The following is a 20,025-nucleotide window of genomic DNA, read 5'->3' as shown; positions in this document are numbered from 1 at the left end:
TGCATCGCCGTCTACAAGACGAATGCTCTGCGAGACTGTGGCGGAAATTGGAATGCTGTTTCTCGCGCTTCTCAACGTGAGTCGGCGAACGCTGCCGTGCCATACTTGCGAAGTGCTCAACGTTTACTGGCCCCTCGCTCAATTGAAGCTTGCAACCAAGCGTTTGGAACTCCGTGTTCCAAACGATGCCGAGTTATCCGAGCTAGCTCAGGTCGCGGCGAACGGCGTGCATGAGCCTTGTGAGCAGCCCTTCTTGACACCCTGGACAGATCTTCCTCCTGGTGAGCGGGCACTCCACGTGATGCAGCAGCACTGGAGCCGCCGGGGCGCGTGGTCTGTCGAGGATTGGGCCTTGGAGTTGGGCGTATTTCGTGGAGGCCAGGCGGTAGGCATGGTCACGCTGAAGGCCCGCAATTTTTCTGTACTGCGCGAAGTGAAAACCGAGTCGTGGCTTGGCCTCGAATTTCACCGGCAGGGCATTGGTACTGAGGCCCGGACAGTTTTGCTGAGTCTTGCTTTTGAAGAACTGGGAGCCGTCACCGCGCTAACCGAGGTGTTCCAGGACAACGTAGGTTCGCAAGGGGTCTCTCGTGGGCTCGGATATCGCCCCGATGGCATCTCGCGAGACGTTCTCGCCGGGCGAGTTGTAGTCTCCGACCGTCTGCGCCTCGATGTTTCAGATTGGGCCACGCCCGATCCCACAGATCTGACAGTGACTGGCCTTGCGAAAGCCCTTCCGTTCTTCAGCGCTTAGGGAGCGCCTCGGCGAGACGTTGGCCGTAAATGGAACCCTGTGCAAACACATTCCTGGGCTAGACGCCACGCTTCCGGCGGGCAGGCTGGTTGCCAATTCTCTTAGGCGCTGGTGTCTTTGGTGAAGAAATTCTTCCACCGATTCTTATGGGGTCGGGTATGGGTGCGAGTCATCTCCAGCGTCGCTTCGTAGCTGGGCTGATCCATGAAGACACCGAACCATCGCCATTGAACGCCGCTAAGAATAGTCTCACCCGTCCTCTGCGACCCATCCCGGTAATCCCCAGCCGGATGGCGAGGGATGTTCGTGGCGACTACCTCTCCGATGTCGCGACTAAATGCCCTGGACTTCTGTGCCGTGTGGACAGCAAAAAGGTTCGGCCGTATCCGTGGCGGCCCTTCTCTGACGGACTCAGGAACGTCATGGTGGGTATGAAGTGGCGGCGCCGTGGCCATGAACTCGCGGGATGGGAGCACCCCTTTATCGTCCCAGAGCAACAATTCGACCACCGGATCCAGTGTGCCCTTGGGCGAGCCAGGACTATGCGCAACCACCACTGCGATCGCTCGCTTACCACCTGGGGAACGCAGAAGTATTGCATCCCCAACTTTGAAGTCAACCCCATGTGGGACCGGGCGCTTGAGACGCTTCGGGGCTGGTTGCGGCCCAGCCAGTTTCAGACCCAGCCGACCCAGTACGACCTTCCGCCGCTTCGCCAAACTCTCGTCTTCTTCCTCCCAGCGGGCGACGTCGCCCCCGCGCTCGAGGATTCCCAATGCTTTGGCCCGGACGTCCGAGCACAGACGGCCAGTCTCATGTTGGGCAGCCGCCAGCGCAAGCCAAAACACCACACCGTCATCCGGGCTTTGCATCAGCGCTCCATATGAATCGATGAGCCTGGCAGTCAGTTCTTCGGGAGGGACGCCATCTAGGATGCCTTCGCGCCATTCCGCGCGCACATCAGCGGCCGTATCGTCAGAAAATATCGCAGTGCCCCAGCTACCCATACACACAGGATATGCAGACTCTCACAGCCATCGCCTACGGACGCTTCTTCTGCTTGCCCGTGGCAGAGTATGTTCTACTCGATCGCGCCGGGCCACGGAGTGGGCATCGATCGACCATCAGTGCATAGCACACCCGCGAATGTTAGGTCGTAGATGGTGCCCAGCCGAACAACGGCGCCCCGCCTGTGCCCCTCCCATCTGAAGCCGACCTTCTGCGCAACGCGGGCGGAAGGTCCATTAATCGAGATGGCCTCCCACCCAATTCGGCTGAGGCCGAGACCGTCAGGGTAAGCAGCGAAGCCAAACGCGACAACGCGCGCGGCCGCTTCCGTCATCACTCCCTGCCCCCGAACGAGCGGGTCGATCCAGTACCCGAGCTCGGCGGCTCCGTCCTGGGCATTGGAAAGCGAAACCACTCCGAGTAGCTGCGGAGCGTCCTTCAAGTAGATGCCCCACGCCAGAGCACTACCGGTGGACCAGCCTGCGGGAATCACACCGCTGACGAACTCGGTTGCACTCTCGCGCCGATAGGGGTGTGGAACGGTGGTGAAGGCGGCGATGTCTGCGTCCTGGCAGATAGTGAAGATGCGCTCGATGTCCCCCTCTGTCGGGCATCGAAGTATTAGACGCGGCGTCTCGAGCTCCACACATTCCATCCGAGAACCATATCAATCCAGGGACTCTGTCCACGTGTGTCCGTAAGCCGGTCGGATATCCGGACGCCCAGACGATCGGACTTGGATGGGGGTTGTCAGGGCTGTGTGACCGTAGGCGGAACCTTTAACGGAACAGAGGGCGAATCCGATCCTCGGTCACCGGGAATGGCAACGTGTAGTAGATTTGCGGTGCATTCATATCGCCCCAGTCGTCCTTTTTACACGGATCATGGCAGAGGACACCTCTGCAATACGTACCCTCAGCCAGCCGCCACCGTCCGGCAGTAACTCATGAGGTTCGGCAAGATAGCTCAATCCAAGTTCATCGAGAGTCTCTTCCGCATGCATCCACTCCACGACGCCTGTCCTTCGACGCCCCAGCAAATCGATAGCGACGATTCCCTCACCGACAGGCTCCATCCACCCCACCCGCTCCCTGTCGCCTGCCCGTCGGTGTTCGATCCAGTTTGCTTCCATGCATCAAGAGTATCGCCCCGTTCACAGGGTGCTTGGGAGCAGGTTTGTGTTCGGGCGTCGAATTCGTGCGTCGATTATCTGGATTATGATTCGTGGCAGTCCGGCAAGGGGAACGCTGACTGAAACACTTTCGAAGGTCAAAAAGTAATGCGGCAAAACCGCGCTCCCACAAGCCTTTGCGTTCGCTGGGGAAGCTGATATTAGCTGAGCCCTTGAAAAGCCCAGCACCGTCCTCGGCTATGGTTTTAGGGATCGAAGCGACTGCAAGGAATATGTGTATTCACCAGACCATCAGCCTAGACATCCAACTCGGAGAGGCAGGTATATGAGTCACGAGACCACCCGCTACCTCAAATATGGCAACACCCGGTTGACGCAAGTTCAGAAGGCCATGGCTGTCTTTAGCGTCACCGGCGCCATAGTCGCGATCTTGCCGTCGTTCTTGCTTGCACTCGGCATGACCGAATGGTTCACGCGAATGGAATGCGGTCCAGGATCCTGGGGTTCAGGTTGCTACGAAGGGACGCTAGGGCTCAGCGCAATTGTCTTCGCATTCTTCTACCTCCCATTTTTTGTGCCTTCACTCTGGGTAGCAATTGTCTACCGCAAAGGTGACCTAGCGAACTGGTGGCCTTTTATCGTGCTGTGCACAGTTCCCATGGCCATTCTCCTTTTCTTTGGCGGTGTCCTCCTTGTAAATGCAGCGAAGTAGCTACGCCGAGAAGATGAAGGCGACGATTCCCCGCGGAATCCACCGAAACATCTAGTGGGCGGTCAACGATGTGACGATAAAGCATCGAGCCTAGGAAATGAACTACCTGAAAAGTTCGTACCGCAGGGGAAGGGCAACTGCGGCTCGGTGGTTGTGGCCGCTGGAAACACTCGCGTCAGTAGCGTGCTGCAGCTTCGGTTCAGCGTCCCAACATAAAGTGCTTCCCAGGGATTCCTATGGAAAACGTCCCAAAGCGGAACCGGTTGAGTGGGGGCATGACCAGAGCACGATTCGCCTAAGGAAATTGGCTTAGGATCCGATTTTTACCCAAATAGCAAGGAGCGCCATACCTACAAAGATCCCGAGGCCGATTGCTCCAAGAGACAACATGAGGGCTGGCCAGCTTATGTAACCCGCATCGGATTCCGATTCGGTGTGGCCTTGTTTCCGCAACCTGGTGATGAGGGCTGCGAGAACACACCAAAAGAAAGCGTAGGCAGCGGCCAATGCCAGGACGGAGATATTTGACCCATTGTCCAACTGTCTCGAGGCCAGCAGGCTTCCAGAAGAGGCGAGAAGCAGCAACGACGCCCAAATAAGTTTCGGGTCACCTAGAACAAAGAGTGCCTTTGGCAACCGTGCGTCACGGGTGACATTTCCCGACACAAAGACGGCACCGAAAGTTGACCACCCTACCGCGCTCAGGATCAAGCCGACCCCTGTCAGGGCAATCAAAAGAACGTCAATCACGAGAACCTTATCTGTCAAGATGTGGTGAGCATACGCTGTCGCGGGAGCCCGACTGAAATCTACGTCGTCGTGAACAACGCGACACAAGAGTAAATGTCGGGACCGTTGAACGCCAATCCGGTCCGCTAGCCTCGGCATTTCATGCGGACATGTCGGTTCTGGCGTCTTAAAGCCTGAAAGGTGCCTCTGACGTGGGAAAATGTAGTTATCACGCCATATTTTCGTGGCACATCAGGAGCGCCCTGCAAGTGGACTACTTTACCGGCTTTTAGGCGTCTGTCCGTGTTGAGGTCGATGATGAAAGTCTCTGGCCTGGCAGCTGGTTTGTCGGCGGCGTTGGCGCCGTGGCGCAAGCCATGCGCCGGGCACGATCCGGGGGTGGTCCTTATGTGGGCGCCGCAGAAAACGGAAGAATCGTACGCTAGGGCTTCGCTCAGGCCCGTACCCAACGGCGGGCACCTTCTTGTTGGAAGATGTATCAACAGGCGTCTGCAGGGGAACGCTCTGCGTGACGGACGACGGGCAATTATTAATTGCTCTCAAATCGCTTGCCCGGACGGATTCCAAGTGTAGGAATGGATAAGCTGGGTTGGTCTGAAGGAGTCTGACCATGAATGGCAACCTAGATGTTCCCCTGGACGAGGACCTCGCCTTGCTTCCTCTCGAAGTAGTGGTTGGTGAGGAACCCTGGATTTGCACGATGTCTACAACCGAGTTCAATGAAAATCGCGTCTCGCTTTCCTGGGACAGGGTTGCATGCTCGATTTCCATACGGTGGCATTCCAACGAAACAACGATTTTGACCATGGACCGCGATTTCGTGACAGTCGTGACGATTGAGTCTCAGGCGGGAGTGTTGGTTTTTCGGATCAGATGCGAAACGGATGGACTCGTCGGACTTCTTGAAGTTCGTGCAAGCACCACGGTCACTGTTACGGATTCGCTTCTCCGTTCGTAGCCTTTTGTCATTGCCACGTGGGAGCACCACGAACCCGTTGATGAAGCCGGCATCCAGAGTGGCCGAGGTCAATTTACCCAAAGGTGGCTGCATATCCGATTGACTGCCGGTTCCGCGACAGTGAAGTCGCGGCCCGGACTGGCGGCTTCGGAGTCCTGCAGGGGAACGGTATGCGAGACATGCCTCCGCTGGAGAGCGTTCATAGGCTGGATCAATCGTCAAGCTGAACCGTCCCTGGTTTGATGCCGCTGTCTTTTTTGAGAAAGATAGTGAGTATGCCCAAGAATTTTCCCCTTGAAGTCCGTGACCGTGCAGTGCGCATGGTGCTGGATCGATTGCCGGAGTATCCATCGGTGAATGCTGCTTGCAAAGTGGTGGCTCCGAAGCTTGGCGTTGGCACCGAGTCACTGCGCCGCTGGGTCATCCAGGCCCAGGTTGATGCTGGCGTGAAGGAAGGCCCGAGCAGTAACGAGCTGGAGGAGATCAAGCGGCTGCGGGCCGAGGTGCGGGACTTGAAAGAGCCCAATGAGATCCTCAAGCAGGCGTCGATTTTCTTCGCGAGGGAACTCGACCCTCGCCGCCGCTAATCTGCCGATTCATCGACGAAATGCGCGCCGCTGGTTACGCGGTCGAGTCGATCTGCACCGTCCTGCGAGGGCAGGGTGTACAGGTCGCCGCACGAACCTACCGGGCCTGGAAGAAACGCCTCCCCGCGCTGCGCACCATGGAAGACGCACGGATTACTGACGCGCTCCGAGCCCTGAAAGCCAAAGGCGCAAAGGGCCGGCCACGGCCTGAAATCATCTATGGGCGCCGGAAGATGACGGCATGGCTACGACGGAACGGTTTCCCGGAAGCCTCCAAACAAACGGTGGACCGTCTCATGCGTGATGAGCGCATGAACGGTCTCGTCCGTGGCCGGAAGACTCGCACGACGATCCCTGGCAAGGATGGCCGCCGCGCCGGTGACCTGCTCAACCGGAACTTCAACGCACCGGCTCCGAATCAGATTTGGGTCACAGACTTCACCTACGTCCCGGTCTATGCCGGGTTCGTCTACGTGGCTTTGGTCATCGACTTGTACTCACGTGCCATCGTGGGGTGGGAGACGTCAACGGTCAAGGACACAGCCTTTGTGGAGCAATGCCTGCGTATGGCGTTATGGCGGCGCCAACACACCGGCCGGCCCGTCCCGGAGGGTCTGATTCATCATTCCGATGCGGGCAGTCAGTACACCTCGATCCGCTACACCGACACACTGATCCTGGAGGGCTTGCAACCATCAATCGGCAGTGTTGGCGACGCGTACGATAACGCCGCCGCGGAAACCGTAATGGGGTTGTTCAAGAACGAAGCCGTCGCCAAGGACTCACCGTTTCGCACCGGGGCGTTGAAGACCGAATCCGATGTCATCGAGATCGTGTTTGAGTGGGCCAATTGGTACAACAATGACCGCCTGCATTCCGCCTTGGAGCACCAAACACCGGAGGAATACGAGCAGTCCTACTATGATTTACAAATCGGCTCGTTACCCGACGACGCCGCCAACAAAACGGCGGCATGATTCCCGGGACGGTTCAAGCCACTATGCTGGCCCCCTGGAATTTTGGGGCATTTGTGATATTCAACCTTCAGTTGAAGGGAATCCATGAACAAGACACTGCAACAGTTTGTAGGGGTCGCGCTTATGACTGGTGGTTTTCTCGTCAGCGTCGTTTGCCTGATGACTTTGGGAGCTTCGCTGATGCAGCCGCTCCCAGCAGAGGCGTTTTCTTTTGGACGGTCCTACTAGCGTGTTGTTTGGCCTCCATTGGGGCTTCTCTTGATCTCCGACAGTGTTATAAGAAATCGACCAACAACGACCCCTAGCGCAATCGGAGAGCCGGGGACACTCCCACGGTGAATGACCGCCATTGACTCCGAACTTCGGTTGGTAGCCCTCAACTTGTCATATCTGGAACTGCTACCGAGACACTTTTCACTCTGCGGCTGTTTAGATCCAGGAGGGATCTATGGGGCAACAATGTTGTGTCGTCTAAAGAACTCATGCCACCAACTCATGCATTCTCTGACCAAGGTTTCCGCATCTCGCTCAAAGTCGTTGGCCCCGTGGATGAATTAAACTCGCGCACTGGGCCGCCCCGATGAAAAAGTGACGTCCTTTACGTAGGCCTTCTCACGTTCCGGGGTTCGGGCGGTCGTCCTGAGAGTGTGATGTTTTGAGACCAATGCCACCGCTCTGCAGACTCTCATCGCATCATCATCCAAAGCCTCGGTTTCTACTTCTTCATTGATGTCGGGCAACTCTTCGTCCTCCTTGACCCAATCGACTAGATGCCAACAGTCCTCGAAGAACCGCAAAAGACGATGCCTGATGATCCGATTGTCGATCCCTTCAGCTGAGAAAGCATCCTCAACTCCTCCCTGGTCTTGCTTCAGGTCATCCCATTTGTTCAACCAAGACGAAACCTGGCCGTAACCGACCGTTACGGATATGCCGGCGGCCATTCCGATACTGGCGGAGGCTGCGGGGGCGATGACCACAACAGAACCACAATTTGTGCATGACTGACTGTCTACATTCAGCTCATAACCACACGAGGGACACAAGGCTTCCATAAGGCCGAGAATAGTCCGGGGAGTGCTGCGGCGCCAGAAAACCGCGTTATCTGAGGGTGTCCCATGTAGCCACGGGCAAACCGTCCTGTAAGCCGGTCGTTCACCGGCGCGTGCGCAGACGACTTCCGAATGTTTCTACAGTGCATGGTTCCGGAGCAACCACATTCCCGCATACCGTGTCCGAGAAAAGGCCCGGTGATGGGGGCCAAACGGTGCACACAAAATCATGACCTAACTCCTCCTCGGATACGCCCGCTTTTCCACCAATGGCCAAAGCTTCACCGGCGCCAGCAGGGCGCGGCCTAAACTTGGGCAAGCACTGGCAGCCTGTCGGGGCTGGGATACCCTCGTGGTAACCAATCCTGACCGTCGGGTCCGTTCACCGCGCGATGCCAAGGACATCGTTGATGAAGTCACCCGTCGCGTGGTTAAGGTCAGCATCCGTGGTTCCGTCCATGACCCCACCAATCCCGTGGGTAGGCTCCTTTTCAATGCACTGGCCATGGTTGCCTAATTTGAGGTAGACCTGATCCAGGCGCGAACTCGCGAGGGGATGGCTGTCGCCAAAGCAAAGGGTAGGGTGCGGGGAAACAGCTCAAGCTTTCCAAGGCGCAGGAAAGAAGCCTGGTTTCCGGTCACAGGACGGGAACACACGACTTTTGAGATTGCCGAGCTCTTCGGCGTAGCCTGTTCCACCGTGGGCCGCGCCATCAAACGTAGGGACAACCCGTCATAATCCCTAAGCTCGAGTTTCGCGCCGATCCTTCTTCGGATCCAACTTCTGAAAATGACAGGTGGAGGTCGACCACTGGATTGTCCGATCTGGACCGGCTAACGGCCAACCTAACCACCCTTTTCTGATCTTGGGTGCACGCTAGTCGAAATGCCGTCTGGCAGTGGATAGGATGCACCCATGACTCTGAAACTCTGCGTTCTTCTCTGGGCATCAGAGGGTCAGGACGACGCCCTCACCGACTATGAGGACAGGGTGCTCGCGCTCGTGCCGAAGTACGGCGGCGAAGTGGTGAGCAGGGTGCGTCGTGTCGGTGACGGCGACGGACCGCTCGAGGTGCAAGTCATCTACCTGCCAGATGACTCCGCTCTGCAGGCCTACATGAAAGACCCCGCGCGCCTTGCTCTGGCTGATCTGCATCGCCAAGTAGTGGCAAGGACGGAACTTCTCACCGTGGAGACGCTTCTCTGACTGAAGCTGATCTGCACGCCGGGTCCTACACTTCCGGAGATCTGCGGATTGCCCGTTTCGAGTCGTCCGTGATGCCCTGTATTGGTTCGAGTTGAGAGCAGGTATCAGGCTCGTTACCAGCGGCAATGCAAGGACAAAGGCTCGAACCATTCATGAAGTCACGCGAGTGCGCCGGCACGGCGGCCTCCAGCGTCGTCTGATCTTGGTAGGCTCCCAAGAAATCCGGGTAGCTGGCACTGGTGCCGTCTTGGTAGATTGGCGCAATCGCGGTACGGGTCTCGGTCCACACCGCGGAACGGTGCTTGTCCCGTCTCGATCAACCGTCCGTCGTCGTATCCGAAGGCGGACCGAACCTCGCCTGCTCCGCAAAGCAACACGCGAACCAGTGACCGCAGGGCGACATCGATCGTCGGGGCACGCCCTGGTGATCGAACTGTGCGGCCAGGATTCCCTTTGAAAACTGGTCAGTGCACGCTGTTTCCACCCGCAGATTGGCGCGATTGGTCCACGGTCCCGATCGGCAGCATCAGGCACGTACTGATGCCGGGGTGGAACGTAACCACGGCTATTCGGATTGCGCATCAGGCTGGTTCCTCGGCTACCAGATTCCCGCCTGCCTCGTCGCGACTTGCCCTCGTCCGTCGACGAGGGCCTGGGAAATGTACCCGCACCTTTGTGACCCGTGGTGGCGGCCCCTCCCGAAATCGCCACTGGCGCGTCTTACTTGGGTGTAGTAATTTTTACTTATGCAAGTAACGAGATCTCTCACTTCGCATGCCCGTCGCGCGCAGGTGGTCGAGGCCGCGGTGCAAGTCATCGGGTCCGACGGTTACGCCCAGGCAACCTACGCACGCATTGCCGCCCACGCAGGGCTTTCGAGCACCCGGCTAATCTCCTACCACTTTGCGGACAAAGACGACTTGGTGGCCGCCGTCGTCGAAGACGTAATTACACGCATAGGCGAGTTTGTCGGAGCCCGGGTGGGTGTCGAAGTGACGGCGGCCGGGCAGTTGGACACCTATCTGGAATCCGTGGTGGCGTACATCAGCCGCGACCGGGTGCGCATGCGTGCGCTCATGGAAGTGCTGTTGGCAGGGGTGCTTCCTGACCTGGCACGGGCCGCGGACGCGGGCCCGGTGGAGGGCATCCTGCGCCGCGGCCAGGCGGCCGGAGAGTTCCGCGACTTTGACCCGTTCGTCATGGCCACGACCATCCAGCGTTCGGTGGATGGGCTACCGTTCCTCCTCGAAGGCACCCCCGAACTGGACCTGGAAGCCTACGCCCGGGAGTTGGTCACGTTGTTCCGGCTCGCCACCAAGGTCGACACCCATGGCTGAGTCCCTACGCCGGATCCTGTCCCGGCGCAACATCGTGAAGGCACTACGGCTGCTTGTCGTTCTGCTGCTTCCGGTCGCCGCCTACTATGCGCTGCGCGCCATAGGTACGGACGTCTACCTCACATTGCTGATCGTCGCGGCGGCTAGCGCATTCCCGGCCATTGTCTCGCTCGTGCGCCGACGCCCCGTGGGCCGAATCGCCTTGTTCTACTCGCTTATGTCGGTTGGATCGCTACTCGTGGCCCTAATGCCCGGCAGCACAGAGCTGCTGTTGGCCAAGGGCGCCATCCTCACCGCCGCAACGGCAGGCTGGTTCCTCGCAAGCCTTCGTGGCGCCCGGCCGCTGACCTACGCGTTCAGCCGGCCACTTTTGGAGGGCCGACTCGGCTGGCCCGGCGGTTGGGAGGATTGGTGGCGGGACTCCCAAAGATTCCGGCGGATGTGGCGCGCGTCGACCGTCATGTGGGCCGTGGGCCTACTCATCGACGCGGGCGCCCGCGTAGTCATGGCCTACACCTTGCCGCACGACGACGTCCCCGGCCTTGCCACTGGCCTGTACGTCGTGACGGTGGTTGTCTTGAACGTCGTCACGAACGCCTACTACGTCCTTTACCCAGCCCGTGAACGCGCCGCCAGGTTCCGAGTGGGGCGTTAACTGGGATACCCGGGCGACCTTGGAACGCAACCGACCAGCCGACCCTGTCGGCACAGTTCACCCATCAGACTTTGATTCGTTGCTTCCACAGTCATCGAGCGTCGGGAGCCTTGTCGTGCTTCTGACGGATGGAATCCTGATAGATGTCCGCATAGGTGGGCGCGTCCTCGATTAGGTCGTCACAGAAGGCAGCGATGTCGTTGCCTATGAGTTGAAGGACTCCCCTGCCGGCAGCAGCGCCCTCCTCGAAGAAGTCCATGATCCCTGCGAGCAGTCCCCCGTCGCCCAAATCGGTCGGCCCGACTTTGTAGTAGTACTTCTGAATCTCTTTGTAGACAATCTGGTAGTCCGGCGGAAGTGCATTGGCCCGGGCCGCGATGGCCCGCCACTGCCTTTTAGCCTCGATGATGTTTTGAATGCCCATGTCAGCCTCCTAGCTGGCTTAGTTTCCGTGCGACGTTCTTGTTCAGTTGCTCACGCCAGCGGTTGCGATACGTCGGGCGACCCTCACCGCCGGCCAGCGCCGCGCAGAAGCCTGCAATGTCATCTCCCACCACTTCCTGAACGCCCTGCCCTTCGACCGCCGTCTCTTCGAGCAACCCCAGAACACCGTCCAGGATCGGCATCAAGTTCCGGCCCGTAAAGCTCCCGTACGGGAAAAGCTGCGCGACAATCGCTTCCCATACCGCCCGGAAGTCGGTCGGCAAGGCCTCGGCGCGGACTTGGAATGACTTCCATTCCGTGTTGAGATCGCTGCCGGTGATGGTCTCCCAGAAGTTCATTGATTACCTTCCCTGAGTTGATTAATCCGTGATGAGAGGTACTCCCATTTCGACCAGAATCTCAAGACTTCTTCACGCCCCGCGTCGTTGAGAGCATAGAACTTACGCGGTGGGCCCTTCAGGGATGGTCGCTTCGAGACCTCGACCAGCCCGTTCCTTTCCAGCCGGAGCAAGATGGTGTAAACCGTGCCTTCTACGACATTGGCGAAGCCGGACTCGTTCAGGCGCCTGGTAATGGCGTATCCGTACATCTCCTCGTTGCCGATAATTTCCAGGATGCACCCTTCAAGAGTGCCCTTCAGCATCTCAGTCACATCTTCCATTGATACTCCTCACCGGTACCCGGTATCACCGACTACCACTACAACGTATAACAGAGTAGACCTAGTGGCAACGGCCGTCCAGCCTGACGTTCCTCAAGCAGGATTCCTGCGTCGAGATTCAGGCTGCAACGGCATTTGCTTTGATGTGGCGGAAAAGAGCCTGAGCTGCAGTTTCAGGACCTGCCGTGGTTGCATCGATAGTGGGATCAGCAGCCGACCGGAGCCACGACGGGGCGGTTGCGTACGTGTCGACGTGATCGTGCCGCCACCTTCGGCTGACTGCACCGTTTTTGTCGGAGTCGATTCGAGAATGCAGGACCTCAGGGGAAGGATCCAAAGGACATGAACCACATCTTGACCCAAGGCCAAGAAGCCATCTTTCAGTTCGCGCCAGCAATTATCGTTAATAACTGTCTGCACGGCGATCAAGATCTACCCTGGGTATAGGGAAAGGGACTGCCCCAGGACGATTGCCATTTCGGCTTGAAAACTAGTTTCTAGAATGGTGTCGTATCTCAGCGTGGGCGTTCGTAGAGTTGGTAGGTGGCGGCGGACCGGTTCGCCGGAGTCGAGAGGTCGCATGATGGTCCTCGGCCTGATCCGACAGGAGATGACTTTGATGGAATATTTGATCGCTTTCAACGACGAGTGGGTACCCGACTTCACTGCGGAGGAGCTGCGCGAGAAGGGCGCCTCCTCGAGGGCCGTGATTGAGGAGATGAAAGCCGCGGGAGTCTTCGTGTTCACCAACGGAGGTATCGACGGATCGACCGTAGTGTGCAGCGTCGAGGCGAGGGACGGCCAAGCGGTTTTCACTGACGGGCACTACGCCGAGACCAAGGAACACCTCGGCGGCTTCGCCGTCGTGGACGTGGCCGACGACGACGCCGCGCGGTACTGGGCCGGCCGCCTGGCTGTCGCGCTCGATTGGCCGCAGGAGATCCACCGGTTCCCGGGGAAGGGCGTGAGATAACCCCGCAACTGCAGCCTACCTTCAGCAAGGAATTTCGACTATCGCCTCTCCAAGGACACAGAGGTGGAAGCATTCACCAACACCGGTGCACACATGTATCTGCTCGAAACGCAGGCCAGCCAACCGCTGTACACGACCGTAAGAGATGACCCCACAAGATCGGCAACCCGTCCCGCTTGGGGTTTGGCTTGCGATACGACGACGGGTCGTGGGCTCGTTGCTCTCGGTCCTGACTTGGCGTCTCCTGCCGACACGTGCGGGATAGCCTTGGGAGATGGAGGAGATTCACCTGACTGGCGGCAACGCTTCAGATGGTGTGGTGCGCATAGGATCGACGGTCCGCAAGCCGTGGACGGCCGCGACCCCGAGCGTACTCGCCTACATGAAGGCCGTAAGTGGTGCCGGCGTTGATGTACCGGCTACTTATGGGCAGGACGCCCAAGGTCGCCAAGTAACAGAGTTTGTCCCTGGCCGCCTGGCCATGGACTCGGCCCCGCTGTCACTCACCGAGCTGCGTCGAGTCGGCTCTCTTGTACGCGCTATTCACGACGCCAGCGCAGCCTATGAGCCGAACTACGGCTCAACCTGGATCACACACATTCCGGCCCCCGGAGCAGAACTGATCTGCCACAACGATCTGGCTCCCTGGAATCTCCTCATTGGGGAGCGCTGGGTGTTCATCGACTGGGACGCAGCCGCACCAAGCACCCGACTCTGGGATCTCGCGTACGCCGCGCAGGCATTCACTCTAAACGACGCATCGGCCGATCCACGCGTGGCGGCACGTGCACTGGCGGCCTTCATTGACGGCTATGGTGCCGACGACGAGCTGCGGACCACACTCCCCACAGCCATGTGGCAACGAACAACGGCCATGTATGAATTGCTCAAGACTTCCCATGACGCGGGAAACGAACCGTGGGGGACGATGCTCAGGACCGGCCACGGCGACCACTGGCAAAGCGCGACCCGGTTTGTGAAGAACAACGAGTCACTCTGGCTCGAAACGATCCAGGCAGTCCGGTAGACGGTCCGCCTCCAGCCTGGTGACCTGGGACCGGTGAGCCTAGGGTGAGAATGTGTGAATGGACCACTTCGCTGAAGTCGCAAGCCAATACTTTTCGTTCACTGAGGACGCCCACGACTCACCGTGCATTGAACTTTGGGCTCAAGAAATTGCCGGCGATGAAGAGGTCCTGGCGTGGATAGCAGAGTTGCCACGGATCAAGCAGCAGCCCAACCTGGTGTTCGCCGCGGCACGGTGGCACGGAGTTCCTGCACCCGACGCATGCCGACCTGCGCCTCTATCCCGACCGCTATGACTACGACTGGGTTGCACAGGCTCGGCTGACCGGCTCCGGCGGCCCAACACTGTCCTGTGCTGTCCACGGCCAACCACCAATCCACTCCGGGCTGCCAACAATCGCCTGGCACGGTGGAATCGACCAGAATCCCCTTGATGTTCAGGACACAGACGCAATGGCCTGGCTAACGAACCGTGTCTGGCTGGAGCAAGACGACCGTCACCAAAGACTCGAAGCCGCCATCAATATCGCCCGCCAAGATCCGCCCCACCTCGAACACGGGAACATTCTCACAGATCTGAGAAAGCACATCGGCATCGCTGCACCATACGGCCAAGCTCTCGCCTGGACACACGGTCACGGGTCCTCAATGACCTAGCCATAACATGCCCTGAAACGAACAATCAATCGCCGCCTCGTAAATCCGTCCCACAAAAGGATCTGCGATGGAACGCGACCACCATCGAGGCCGCAAATTTAAGCTCCTGTGGACCTCTTGACGTAGATATTCGGTTGAACACGCCAGAACCCCTCGTGGACCAGGCCGGAGGCATCATAGTTGTCGGAAACAAGCACGGCTTCAACAAGACCTTCGACACCTATCCGGACCAGTTCGGCGCCCGAATCTGCGCCATTCCAACAGCCAGCAGTCCATGCAGATGGTTGCTGATCTGGATAAATAGTGAGACAAGTTGCGCCAGCGGATTGCCCTACAAAATACCGGATCCCGTCATCTGTAGCCAAAAGCCTGGTTGTGGACTCTCCCGATGAGACGGGCGGAACCCCAGCGGGAACGGCGTCGGACGGCGTCGCGTCACGGTCGAGCGCACTGATTATCGGGTTCGCAGGAATTGGCGGACTCAGAAGGACACCGGCCACCAGGGCCACAACGATCGCCGCGATGACAATGCCAATACGCCTCACAACGTCTCCCCCAACGCTTGATCTCTACAGTTAGCCTACAGAGCAAGGTCCCAACCATGCGAACGGAGTCTTTGCTCGCCTCTTCAAATGGCCACTTTCAGCCTCGACCAATGGTCCCGCTCAGCGTTCCCGAAGCGGGCCAAACTGTCGCGTGTGGTTCACTTCCGAATTCCGACGGTTCAGCATCCCGAAACACGACCGTGAAGGCAACGGTCGTTGACTACAGGTCGACGACGACCTTGCCTCGGACGTGGCGTCCCGCCTGCAGCTCGACGGCGGATCGAATGTCGTCGATGGGGAACGTTGCGGCGATCGGCACCCGGAGGTCGCCGCTTTCAACGAGGCGTGCGATATCAAGAAGCGCCTCGGCTCCGGCGTTGGCGCCGTTGGCTGCGGTGACACCGGGAACGGCCGCCGCGATCGTGCAGATCCGGTCATCCGCGACACCCAGCTCGCGAGCGACATCGACCGTGTCGGTGCCGTGCAGGTCGAGGGCTGCGGTAACCGTGACACCGAAATCGCGGATCCTGCCGACCAGCCCCTCGCCGTACGCGACGGGTTCGGCGCCGAGGCTTTCGAGGTATTCCACGTTGGACGGGGAGCCGGTGCCGATGACACGGGCGCCCGCGATCTTCGCGAGTTGCACTGCGAAGACGCCAACCCCGCCACCCGCGCCGCCGATCAGCACGGTGTCGTCGGGACCGAGGTCGAGGACGGTGAGAGCGGCGGCCGCGGTGCTGCCCGCGATCGACAGGGTGGCGGCGGTGCGGTCGTCAACACCGTCCGGTGTGTGGTGCGCGACGCCCGAGGAGATGTTCCTGTCCGCAGCGATCACGAGGTGGTCGGCGAGGGCGCGCGAGAGGGCGGTGCCGAACACGCGGTCGCCGATCGCGTAGGTGTTGACTCCCGGGCCGACTTCGTCGACGACGCCGGCGTAGTCGGTGCCGTAACCAACAGGCAGTGTGAAGCCGAAGCGCGCTGCGGTATCTGGATCCGAGGTCATGAACCAGTCCATCGGGTTCAGGCCCGCGGCGGTGACGCGGACGCGAATCTCGCCGGGTCCGGCGTGGGGCTCGGGCACGCTGCTGATGATTAGGTTCTCCGGTCCACCGAACTTTTTGAGAAGTACCGCGCGACTCGTGCTGGGCTCCATGGTGTGGTTCCTTTCGTCTTTGCGGGACTAGTCAAAGTGGACTATGCTCCGTTTGTAAGTCAACGATAAACGGAGCATGATCCATTTGGCAAGTATTGAAACGCGCTCACCGCGATCCGATGCAGCGCGCAACCGTGAGCAGTTGCTCGCCGTGGCGACGCGCGTCCTCGCCTCAGCCCACACCGAGCCATCCATGCGCGCCATCGCCAAAGAGGCAGGGGTCGGCATCGCAACCCTTTATCGCAACTTCCCGACGCGCGAGTCACTCGTCGAAGCGGTCTATCGAGATCAAGTAATTCGCCTCACGAACGGTGCCGCCGAGCTACTCGCCCACGAAACACCTGACGTGGCGCTACGGCGGTGGATGGATCTGTTTGGCGACTGGATCGCAGCAAAGAGCGGCATGATCGCGACACTGCTGTCGATGGTCGAATCGGGCGACACGACACACGCACGCACGAGAGAGCAACTTCTGGAGGCGATTTCGACCATCCTTGACGCTGGCGTCAAGGCCGGAGTCCTTCGGCCCGACATATCCGCAGAAGATCTCTCGGCTGGTCTCATAGGGATCTTCACCGTCGCACACCAGGCGGGCCCCTCGGTGAATGCAAACAAGCTCCTCGACATCCTGCTCGATGGCCTCAGACCCCGGACGGGCTCCTAAGCGTTCAAGGAGTTGCAACTGACGCGTGACGCCCGTCGGAGAAAACCCCCAATCGAAGCTAGCAGTGACACCGTAGACTGCAATTTCGGCCAAAGTTGGGGAGATTGAAATGCGTGCGATTCTTTTGGGTGGAACAGGTGCGATAGGTGGTGCAACCGCGCTGGTCCTGGCCAACTCAGGATGGACCGTAGAGGTCACTGGACGCAGCCGGTCACGAATGCCGCGTGAACTATCGGACGCCGGTGTGTGTTTCCACCAGATTGAACGAAGCGCCACTTGCAGTGTTGAACGTCTTGTTGGCAATGGTGCGGACCTATTGGTAGATCTCCTCACGTACTCCGGACCACATGTGCGGGCACTCCTGCCCGTGATGACGTCAATAAGTAACCTGGTCTTGATTTCGAGTCGGGCTGTTTACGTTGATGACTTCGGGAGACATGTCAACAGTGATGAACGGCCCCGCTTCTCTGCCCCGATTCGTGAAGACGGTCCAACGTTGCCGCCTGCCCCAGACGATGGGAACCCATTTTCCCGTGATGGATACGCCCCAGGCAAGGTCGCTGCGGAGTTGGTTGCGCTTGACTCTGGGCTTCCGGTCACCGTGATCAGACCATCAAAAGTCCATGGTCGATGGGCGCGGAACCCGCGAACCAGTAGCATCGTCGATTGGATGCTCAATGGCAATCGGAGCATCCGGCTTGCGCAGGCCGACACCACTGACCACCTCACTGCCGCAAGGAACACAGCTGCTTTGATCAAGACCGTCGCGCTGCTCCCGGGCCGCCGCATTCTCAACGCCGCCGATCCCGACACTCCAACGGCGGAGAAGATTGTAGCTGCCATTGCGGCCGAGCTTGCCTGGGATGGACAGATTGAGCGCGTCTACGGTGGCCTGGATCGGGGCAGCCACCCCTGGATGACGGAGATGATCCTGGATTCATCTGCTGCTCTCGAGCTTGGATACCAGCCAGTCGGAAACGGTCTCGATCTCATAGCCGAAGAAGTCCAATGGCTCTTGTCCAGGAAATCTGACGGGTAGAGGTTCCGCGTTCGGTCGACATCCTCCCCTTGCTTCGCTCCCCTACCTGTGTTCGCCATACTGGGCACATGGACTTTCAAGAAATGCAACAGCAGGCCCGCGCTGTGCGATCGCTTTACTCGGCTATGGAAAAGCAACGCTATGGACGCGAATGGAGCCACGAAGAACTGATGCTCGGTTTCATGGGCAATGTCGGAGATTTGGCGAAGCTTGTTCAGGGCAAGGCCGGAGTACGACAATGGGACGAACTTGATGTAGCTGTCGCACACGAACTCGCGGACTGTCTTTGGTCAGTGCTTTCACTGGCTGACGCCTACGGAGTCGACCTCGAGATTGCGTTCAGTCAAACCATGGAAGCAATTACCAAAGACCTGAGCCGTGCCAGGGGGTTTAACGCCCCTTCGGTGGTCCCGCCGGTGGTTCCCCACTGGACATCGAAGACCACCAACCGAGGCGGCGATTCAACCGCCGAAGGAAGTTGACAGTTCAAGCCCCTTTTGAAGTTTGCGCGTCCTCGTCCTGATACTTAAAGCACTTGTTAGTGAAAGGCCAAACTGCCAAGCGTCCCATTGTGTAGGTGATTGCAATGGCGCTGAGTATCAACATCAGCGCGCCACCAATAGTCAGGGCGGCGTTTGCGTGGAGGAACAGTTCTATCATCGAAAAGATTGCCAGGACACACCACACGACTAATAGAAATCTCATGCGGTTTCTTTCCCACAAGCACAGTATGAGCATGCGCCACACTCCACAACGATGACAAGATAAATCGTGGTCCTCCAGTAAAAGCCCCATGGCCCTGCGGAGGGACTGCGACGGCGCACGGGTCGTACCCATCGTCGTTGGACTGGTTCCTCTAGGCCAAAGTCACTCCTCTACAAGAGGATTCCCTGCGGTCCCAGGAGCACAACGCTGCAGGCATCTGAAATTCCGTGCAGAGTACTTCTGAAAATCGGGCGGGCGAAGCCGACGCCTAATTTTTGGATACTGCATTTGCGTACTCGTCTTTGAAAAATGACAGGCTCTTATTTGCGCGGTTTGACGCGTTTGTGGTCAGGAAAGAACCCGTGTTCAAGGCCCCAAAGGATGGCGTTCGAGCGGTCAGTTACCCCGATGCGGCGGTAGCAGCTCCGGATAAAGGTCTTGACGGTGTTGATTGATAGTCGGGCCCTGTCGGCGATCTCGGCGTTGTTCAACCCTTGAGTGATCAGTGCGAGCACCTCGGCCTCCCGTTGTGTAAGGCCTTCCTCGCGGCCGGGCCAATCACCGAGGCTGGATTTCGTTTGGCCGGCGGGTCCTTGGAAAACGTTGCCTTCTCCCCGGTGGATATCGTGGAGGGCACTGACCAGTCGGGCTGCGGGCAAGCCTTTGGAAAGATACCCGCTGGCCCCGTTGGCCAATGCGGCCTTGATCCGTGTTTCATCAAGGTCCCAGGAATAGACAACAACTTTGCCGGCCAGCGGATTGCTTGCCAACTCGTGGACGTCCGCACCGTCTCCCGGGGTCGCGGCAAAAGTATCGTAGAGCGTCAGGTGAACAGGTGTGTCCACGTCTCGATTGAGGTCAATTTCGACGACTTCCACTGTGTCCCCATAGGACCGAAGCATCATCTCCAGCCCTCGAAGCACGATTTCGTAGTCATCCACCAGGGCGATGCGAAGGCTTTCCATTCCCTCACTGTAAGGCACTTGTGGGCAGACAAGTCCACCCCTAGGGGTGAAGAAGTTAACCCCC

General features: G+C 58.8%; 24 protein-coding genes and 1 pseudogene. 17 read left to right on the top strand and 8 right to left on the bottom strand.

Annotated features, from left to right (window positions below):
* Positions 1-52 precede the first annotated feature (52 nt).
* Positions 53-754: a GNAT family N-acetyltransferase gene (locus tag AL755_RS10695; RefSeq protein WP_160318890.1), complete on the top strand. Its 702-nt coding sequence runs from the start codon at positions 53-55 to the stop codon at positions 752-754.
* Positions 755-1,835: 1,081 nt separating this feature from the next.
* Here AL755_RS10695 and AL755_RS10685 read toward each other — a convergent pair.
* Complete coding sequence (locus AL755_RS10685; protein ID WP_160318889.1) at positions 1,836-2,408, bottom strand: GNAT family N-acetyltransferase; 573 nt, start codon at positions 2,406-2,408, stop codon at positions 1,836-1,838.
* Positions 2,409-3,219: 811 nt separating this feature from the next.
* On the opposite strand from AL755_RS10685, the gene AL755_RS10675 reads away from it, so the two are divergent.
* Complete coding sequence (locus tag AL755_RS10675) at positions 3,220-3,606, top strand: hypothetical protein (protein ID WP_054010991.1); 387 nt, start codon at positions 3,220-3,222, stop codon at positions 3,604-3,606.
* 309 nt (positions 3,607-3,915) lie between these two features.
* Here AL755_RS10675 and AL755_RS10670 read toward each other — a convergent pair whose 3' ends face one another.
* Complete coding sequence (locus AL755_RS10670; protein WP_150117095.1) at positions 3,916-4,356, bottom strand: hypothetical protein; 441 nt, start codon at positions 4,354-4,356, stop codon at positions 3,916-3,918.
* 610 nt (positions 4,357-4,966) lie between these two features.
* Here AL755_RS10670 and AL755_RS10665 point away from each other — a divergent pair.
* The 3 genes from AL755_RS10665 (at position 4,967) to AL755_RS23500 (ending at position 7,106) form a co-directional block, all read left to right on the top strand.
* Entirely contained in the window at positions 4,967-5,314 is a 348-nt protein-coding gene (locus tag AL755_RS10665) for a hypothetical protein (protein WP_054010989.1), read from the top strand.
* A 275-nt stretch (positions 5,315-5,589) separates the two neighbouring features.
* Positions 5,590-6,878, top strand: a protein-coding gene (locus AL755_RS10655; RefSeq protein WP_107503839.1) for an IS3 family transposase whose coding sequence is annotated in 2 segments (ribosomal slippage) — positions 5,590-5,863 and positions 5,863-6,878 — 1,290 coding nt in all. Because the reading frame shifts where the segments join, the coding sequence is not laid out codon by codon here.
* An 84-nt stretch (positions 6,879-6,962) separates the two neighbouring features.
* Positions 6,963-7,106: a hypothetical protein gene (locus AL755_RS23500; RefSeq protein WP_160318888.1), complete on the top strand. Its 144-nt coding sequence runs from the start codon at positions 6,963-6,965 to the stop codon at positions 7,104-7,106.
* Positions 7,107-7,432: 326 nt separating this feature from the next.
* Here AL755_RS23500 and AL755_RS10650 read toward each other — a convergent pair whose 3' ends face one another.
* Entirely contained in the window at positions 7,433-7,858 is a 426-nt protein-coding gene (locus AL755_RS10650) for a hypothetical protein (RefSeq protein ID WP_054010986.1), read from the bottom strand.
* Positions 7,859-8,252: 394 nt separating this feature from the next.
* Between AL755_RS10650 and AL755_RS24410 the strand changes: the two genes are divergently transcribed.
* The 4 genes from AL755_RS24410 to AL755_RS10635 all read left to right on the top strand — a co-directional run bounded on the left by AL755_RS24410 (position 8,253) and on the right by AL755_RS10635 (position 11,129).
* Entirely contained in the window at positions 8,253-8,447 is a 195-nt protein-coding gene (locus AL755_RS24410; protein WP_337589599.1) for a recombinase family protein, read from the top strand.
* 399 nt (positions 8,448-8,846) lie between these two features.
* Positions 8,847-9,137, top strand: coding sequence for a hypothetical protein (locus AL755_RS10645; protein WP_054010985.1), 291 nt, complete (start codon positions 8,847-8,849; stop codon positions 9,135-9,137).
* An 806-nt stretch (positions 9,138-9,943) separates the two neighbouring features.
* Positions 9,944-10,474, top strand: a complete 531-nt coding sequence (locus AL755_RS10640; protein WP_202813557.1) for a TetR/AcrR family transcriptional regulator — start codon at positions 9,944-9,946, stop codon at positions 10,472-10,474.
* Positions 10,467-11,129: a VC0807 family protein gene (locus AL755_RS10635; protein ID WP_054010983.1), complete on the top strand. Its 663-nt coding sequence runs from the start codon at positions 10,467-10,469 to the stop codon at positions 11,127-11,129. The genes AL755_RS10640 and AL755_RS10635 overlap by 8 nt, the downstream gene beginning before the upstream one ends.
* 91 nt (positions 11,130-11,220) lie before the next feature.
* Here the strand turns inward: AL755_RS10635 and AL755_RS10630 are convergent, their stop codons facing one another.
* From AL755_RS10630 to AL755_RS10620, 3 genes are read right to left on the bottom strand one after another with little or no spacing between them, the layout of a single operon-like run.
* On the bottom strand, positions 11,221-11,553 hold the full coding sequence (locus AL755_RS10630; RefSeq protein ID WP_054010982.1) for a DUF1048 domain-containing protein: 333 nt from the start codon (positions 11,551-11,553) through the stop codon (positions 11,221-11,223).
* 1 nt (position 11,554) lies between these two features.
* Entirely contained in the window at positions 11,555-11,911 is a 357-nt protein-coding gene (locus AL755_RS10625) for a DUF1048 domain-containing protein (RefSeq protein ID WP_054010981.1), read from the bottom strand.
* The gene (locus AL755_RS10620) at positions 11,908-12,234 is read right to left on the bottom strand and encodes a PadR family transcriptional regulator (protein ID WP_054010980.1); all 327 of its coding nucleotides are present in this window, start codon (positions 12,232-12,234) and stop codon (positions 11,908-11,910) included. Before AL755_RS10620 ends, AL755_RS10625 begins: the two co-directional genes overlap by 4 nt.
* Before the next feature lie 619 nt (positions 12,235-12,853).
* On the opposite strand from AL755_RS10620, the gene AL755_RS10615 reads away from it, so the two are divergent.
* The 4 genes from AL755_RS10615 (at position 12,854) to AL755_RS24595 (ending at position 14,890) form a co-directional block, all read left to right on the top strand.
* Positions 12,854-13,207, top strand: a complete 354-nt coding sequence (locus tag AL755_RS10615; protein ID WP_237762662.1) for a YciI family protein — start codon at positions 12,854-12,856, stop codon at positions 13,205-13,207.
* A 274-nt stretch (positions 13,208-13,481) separates the two neighbouring features.
* Positions 13,482-14,234, top strand: coding sequence for a phosphotransferase (locus AL755_RS10610; protein ID WP_054010979.1), 753 nt, complete (start codon positions 13,482-13,484; stop codon positions 14,232-14,234).
* A 58-nt stretch (positions 14,235-14,292) separates the two neighbouring features.
* Entirely contained in the window at positions 14,293-14,529 is a 237-nt protein-coding gene (locus tag AL755_RS24600) for a DUF2332 family protein (protein ID WP_107503838.1), read from the top strand.
* Positions 14,483-14,890 carry a DUF2332 family protein gene (locus AL755_RS24595; protein WP_082369132.1) on the top strand — a complete coding sequence of 136 codons (408 nt, stop codon included), beginning with the start codon at positions 14,483-14,485 and terminating at the stop codon, positions 14,888-14,890. Before AL755_RS24600 ends, AL755_RS24595 begins: the two co-directional genes overlap by 47 nt.
* A gap of 765 nt (positions 14,891-15,655) precedes the next feature.
* On the opposite strand, the gene AL755_RS10605 is transcribed toward AL755_RS24595, so the two are convergent.
* Entirely contained in the window at positions 15,656-16,588 is a 933-nt protein-coding gene (locus AL755_RS10605; protein ID WP_054010978.1) for an NADP-dependent oxidoreductase, read from the bottom strand.
* Between the two features lie 76 nt (positions 16,589-16,664).
* Between AL755_RS10605 and AL755_RS10600 the strand changes: the two genes are divergently transcribed.
* From AL755_RS10600 to AL755_RS10590, 4 genes and pseudogenes are all read left to right on the top strand, one after another.
* Complete coding sequence (locus tag AL755_RS10600; RefSeq protein WP_107503837.1) at positions 16,665-17,252, top strand: TetR/AcrR family transcriptional regulator; 588 nt, start codon at positions 16,665-16,667, stop codon at positions 17,250-17,252.
* Between the two features lie 109 nt (positions 17,253-17,361).
* Positions 17,362-17,919: pseudogene (locus AL755_RS24405) on the top strand (NAD-dependent epimerase/dehydratase family protein); the annotation flags it as partial.
* Positions 17,920-17,922: 3 nt separating this feature from the next.
* Positions 17,923-18,291: a hypothetical protein gene (locus tag AL755_RS24025; RefSeq protein ID WP_237762661.1), complete on the top strand. Its 369-nt coding sequence runs from the start codon at positions 17,923-17,925 to the stop codon at positions 18,289-18,291.
* Positions 18,292-18,359: 68 nt separating this feature from the next.
* Positions 18,360-18,773 (top strand): MazG nucleotide pyrophosphohydrolase domain-containing protein, encoded by a 414-nt coding sequence (locus tag AL755_RS10590; RefSeq protein ID WP_237762660.1) that lies wholly within the window; start codon positions 18,360-18,362, stop codon positions 18,771-18,773.
* Between the two features lie 543 nt (positions 18,774-19,316).
* Here AL755_RS10590 and AL755_RS10580 read toward each other — a convergent pair.
* Complete coding sequence (locus AL755_RS10580; protein WP_054010975.1) at positions 19,317-19,961, bottom strand: response regulator transcription factor; 645 nt, start codon at positions 19,959-19,961, stop codon at positions 19,317-19,319.
* Between the last annotated feature and the right edge of the window lie 64 nt (positions 19,962-20,025).

It is taken from the genome of Arthrobacter sp. ERGS1:01, assembly GCF_001281315.1.
Taxonomy (GTDB): Bacteria; Actinomycetota; Actinomycetes; order Actinomycetales; family Micrococcaceae; genus Specibacter.
The sequence above is the reverse complement of the archived record's forward strand: the minus strand, read 5'-3'. Positions and strand labels throughout refer to the sequence as shown.

Coding starts and splice junctions, on each gene's coding strand:
- AL755_RS10605 (WP_054010978.1), bottom strand. CDS start 16,588: ATGGAGCCCAGCACGAGTCGCGCGGTACTTCTCAAAAAGTTCGGTGGA.
- AL755_RS10695 (WP_160318890.1), top strand. CDS start 53: ATGCTGTTTCTCGCGCTTCTCAACGTGAGTCGGCGAACGCTGCCGTGC.
- AL755_RS10590 (WP_237762660.1), top strand. CDS start 18,360: ATGGACTTTCAAGAAATGCAACAGCAGGCCCGCGCTGTGCGATCGCTT.
- AL755_RS10610 (WP_054010979.1), top strand. CDS start 13,482: ATGGAGGAGATTCACCTGACTGGCGGCAACGCTTCAGATGGTGTGGTG.
- AL755_RS10645 (WP_054010985.1), top strand. CDS start 8,847: ATGACTCTGAAACTCTGCGTTCTTCTCTGGGCATCAGAGGGTCAGGAC.
- AL755_RS10615 (WP_237762662.1), top strand. CDS start 12,854: ATGGAATATTTGATCGCTTTCAACGACGAGTGGGTACCCGACTTCACT.
- AL755_RS10630 (WP_054010982.1), bottom strand. CDS start 11,553: ATGGGCATTCAAAACATCATCGAGGCTAAAAGGCAGTGGCGGGCCATC.
- AL755_RS10580 (WP_054010975.1), bottom strand. CDS start 19,961: ATGGAAAGCCTTCGCATCGCCCTGGTGGATGACTACGAAATCGTGCTT.
- AL755_RS24025 (WP_237762661.1), top strand. CDS start 17,923: ATGCTCAATGGCAATCGGAGCATCCGGCTTGCGCAGGCCGACACCACT.
- AL755_RS10675 (WP_054010991.1), top strand. CDS start 3,220: ATGAGTCACGAGACCACCCGCTACCTCAAATATGGCAACACCCGGTTG.
- AL755_RS10635 (WP_054010983.1), top strand. CDS start 10,467: ATGGCTGAGTCCCTACGCCGGATCCTGTCCCGGCGCAACATCGTGAAG.
- AL755_RS24600 (WP_107503838.1), top strand. CDS start 14,293: ATGGACCACTTCGCTGAAGTCGCAAGCCAATACTTTTCGTTCACTGAG.
- AL755_RS10620 (WP_054010980.1), bottom strand. CDS start 12,234: ATGGAAGATGTGACTGAGATGCTGAAGGGCACTCTTGAAGGGTGCATC.
- AL755_RS10625 (WP_054010981.1), bottom strand. CDS start 11,911: ATGAACTTCTGGGAGACCATCACCGGCAGCGATCTCAACACGGAATGG.
- AL755_RS10600 (WP_107503837.1), top strand. CDS start 16,665: ATGATCCATTTGGCAAGTATTGAAACGCGCTCACCGCGATCCGATGCA.
- AL755_RS10665 (WP_054010989.1), top strand. CDS start 4,967: ATGAATGGCAACCTAGATGTTCCCCTGGACGAGGACCTCGCCTTGCTT.
- AL755_RS23500 (WP_160318888.1), top strand. CDS start 6,963: ATGAACAAGACACTGCAACAGTTTGTAGGGGTCGCGCTTATGACTGGT.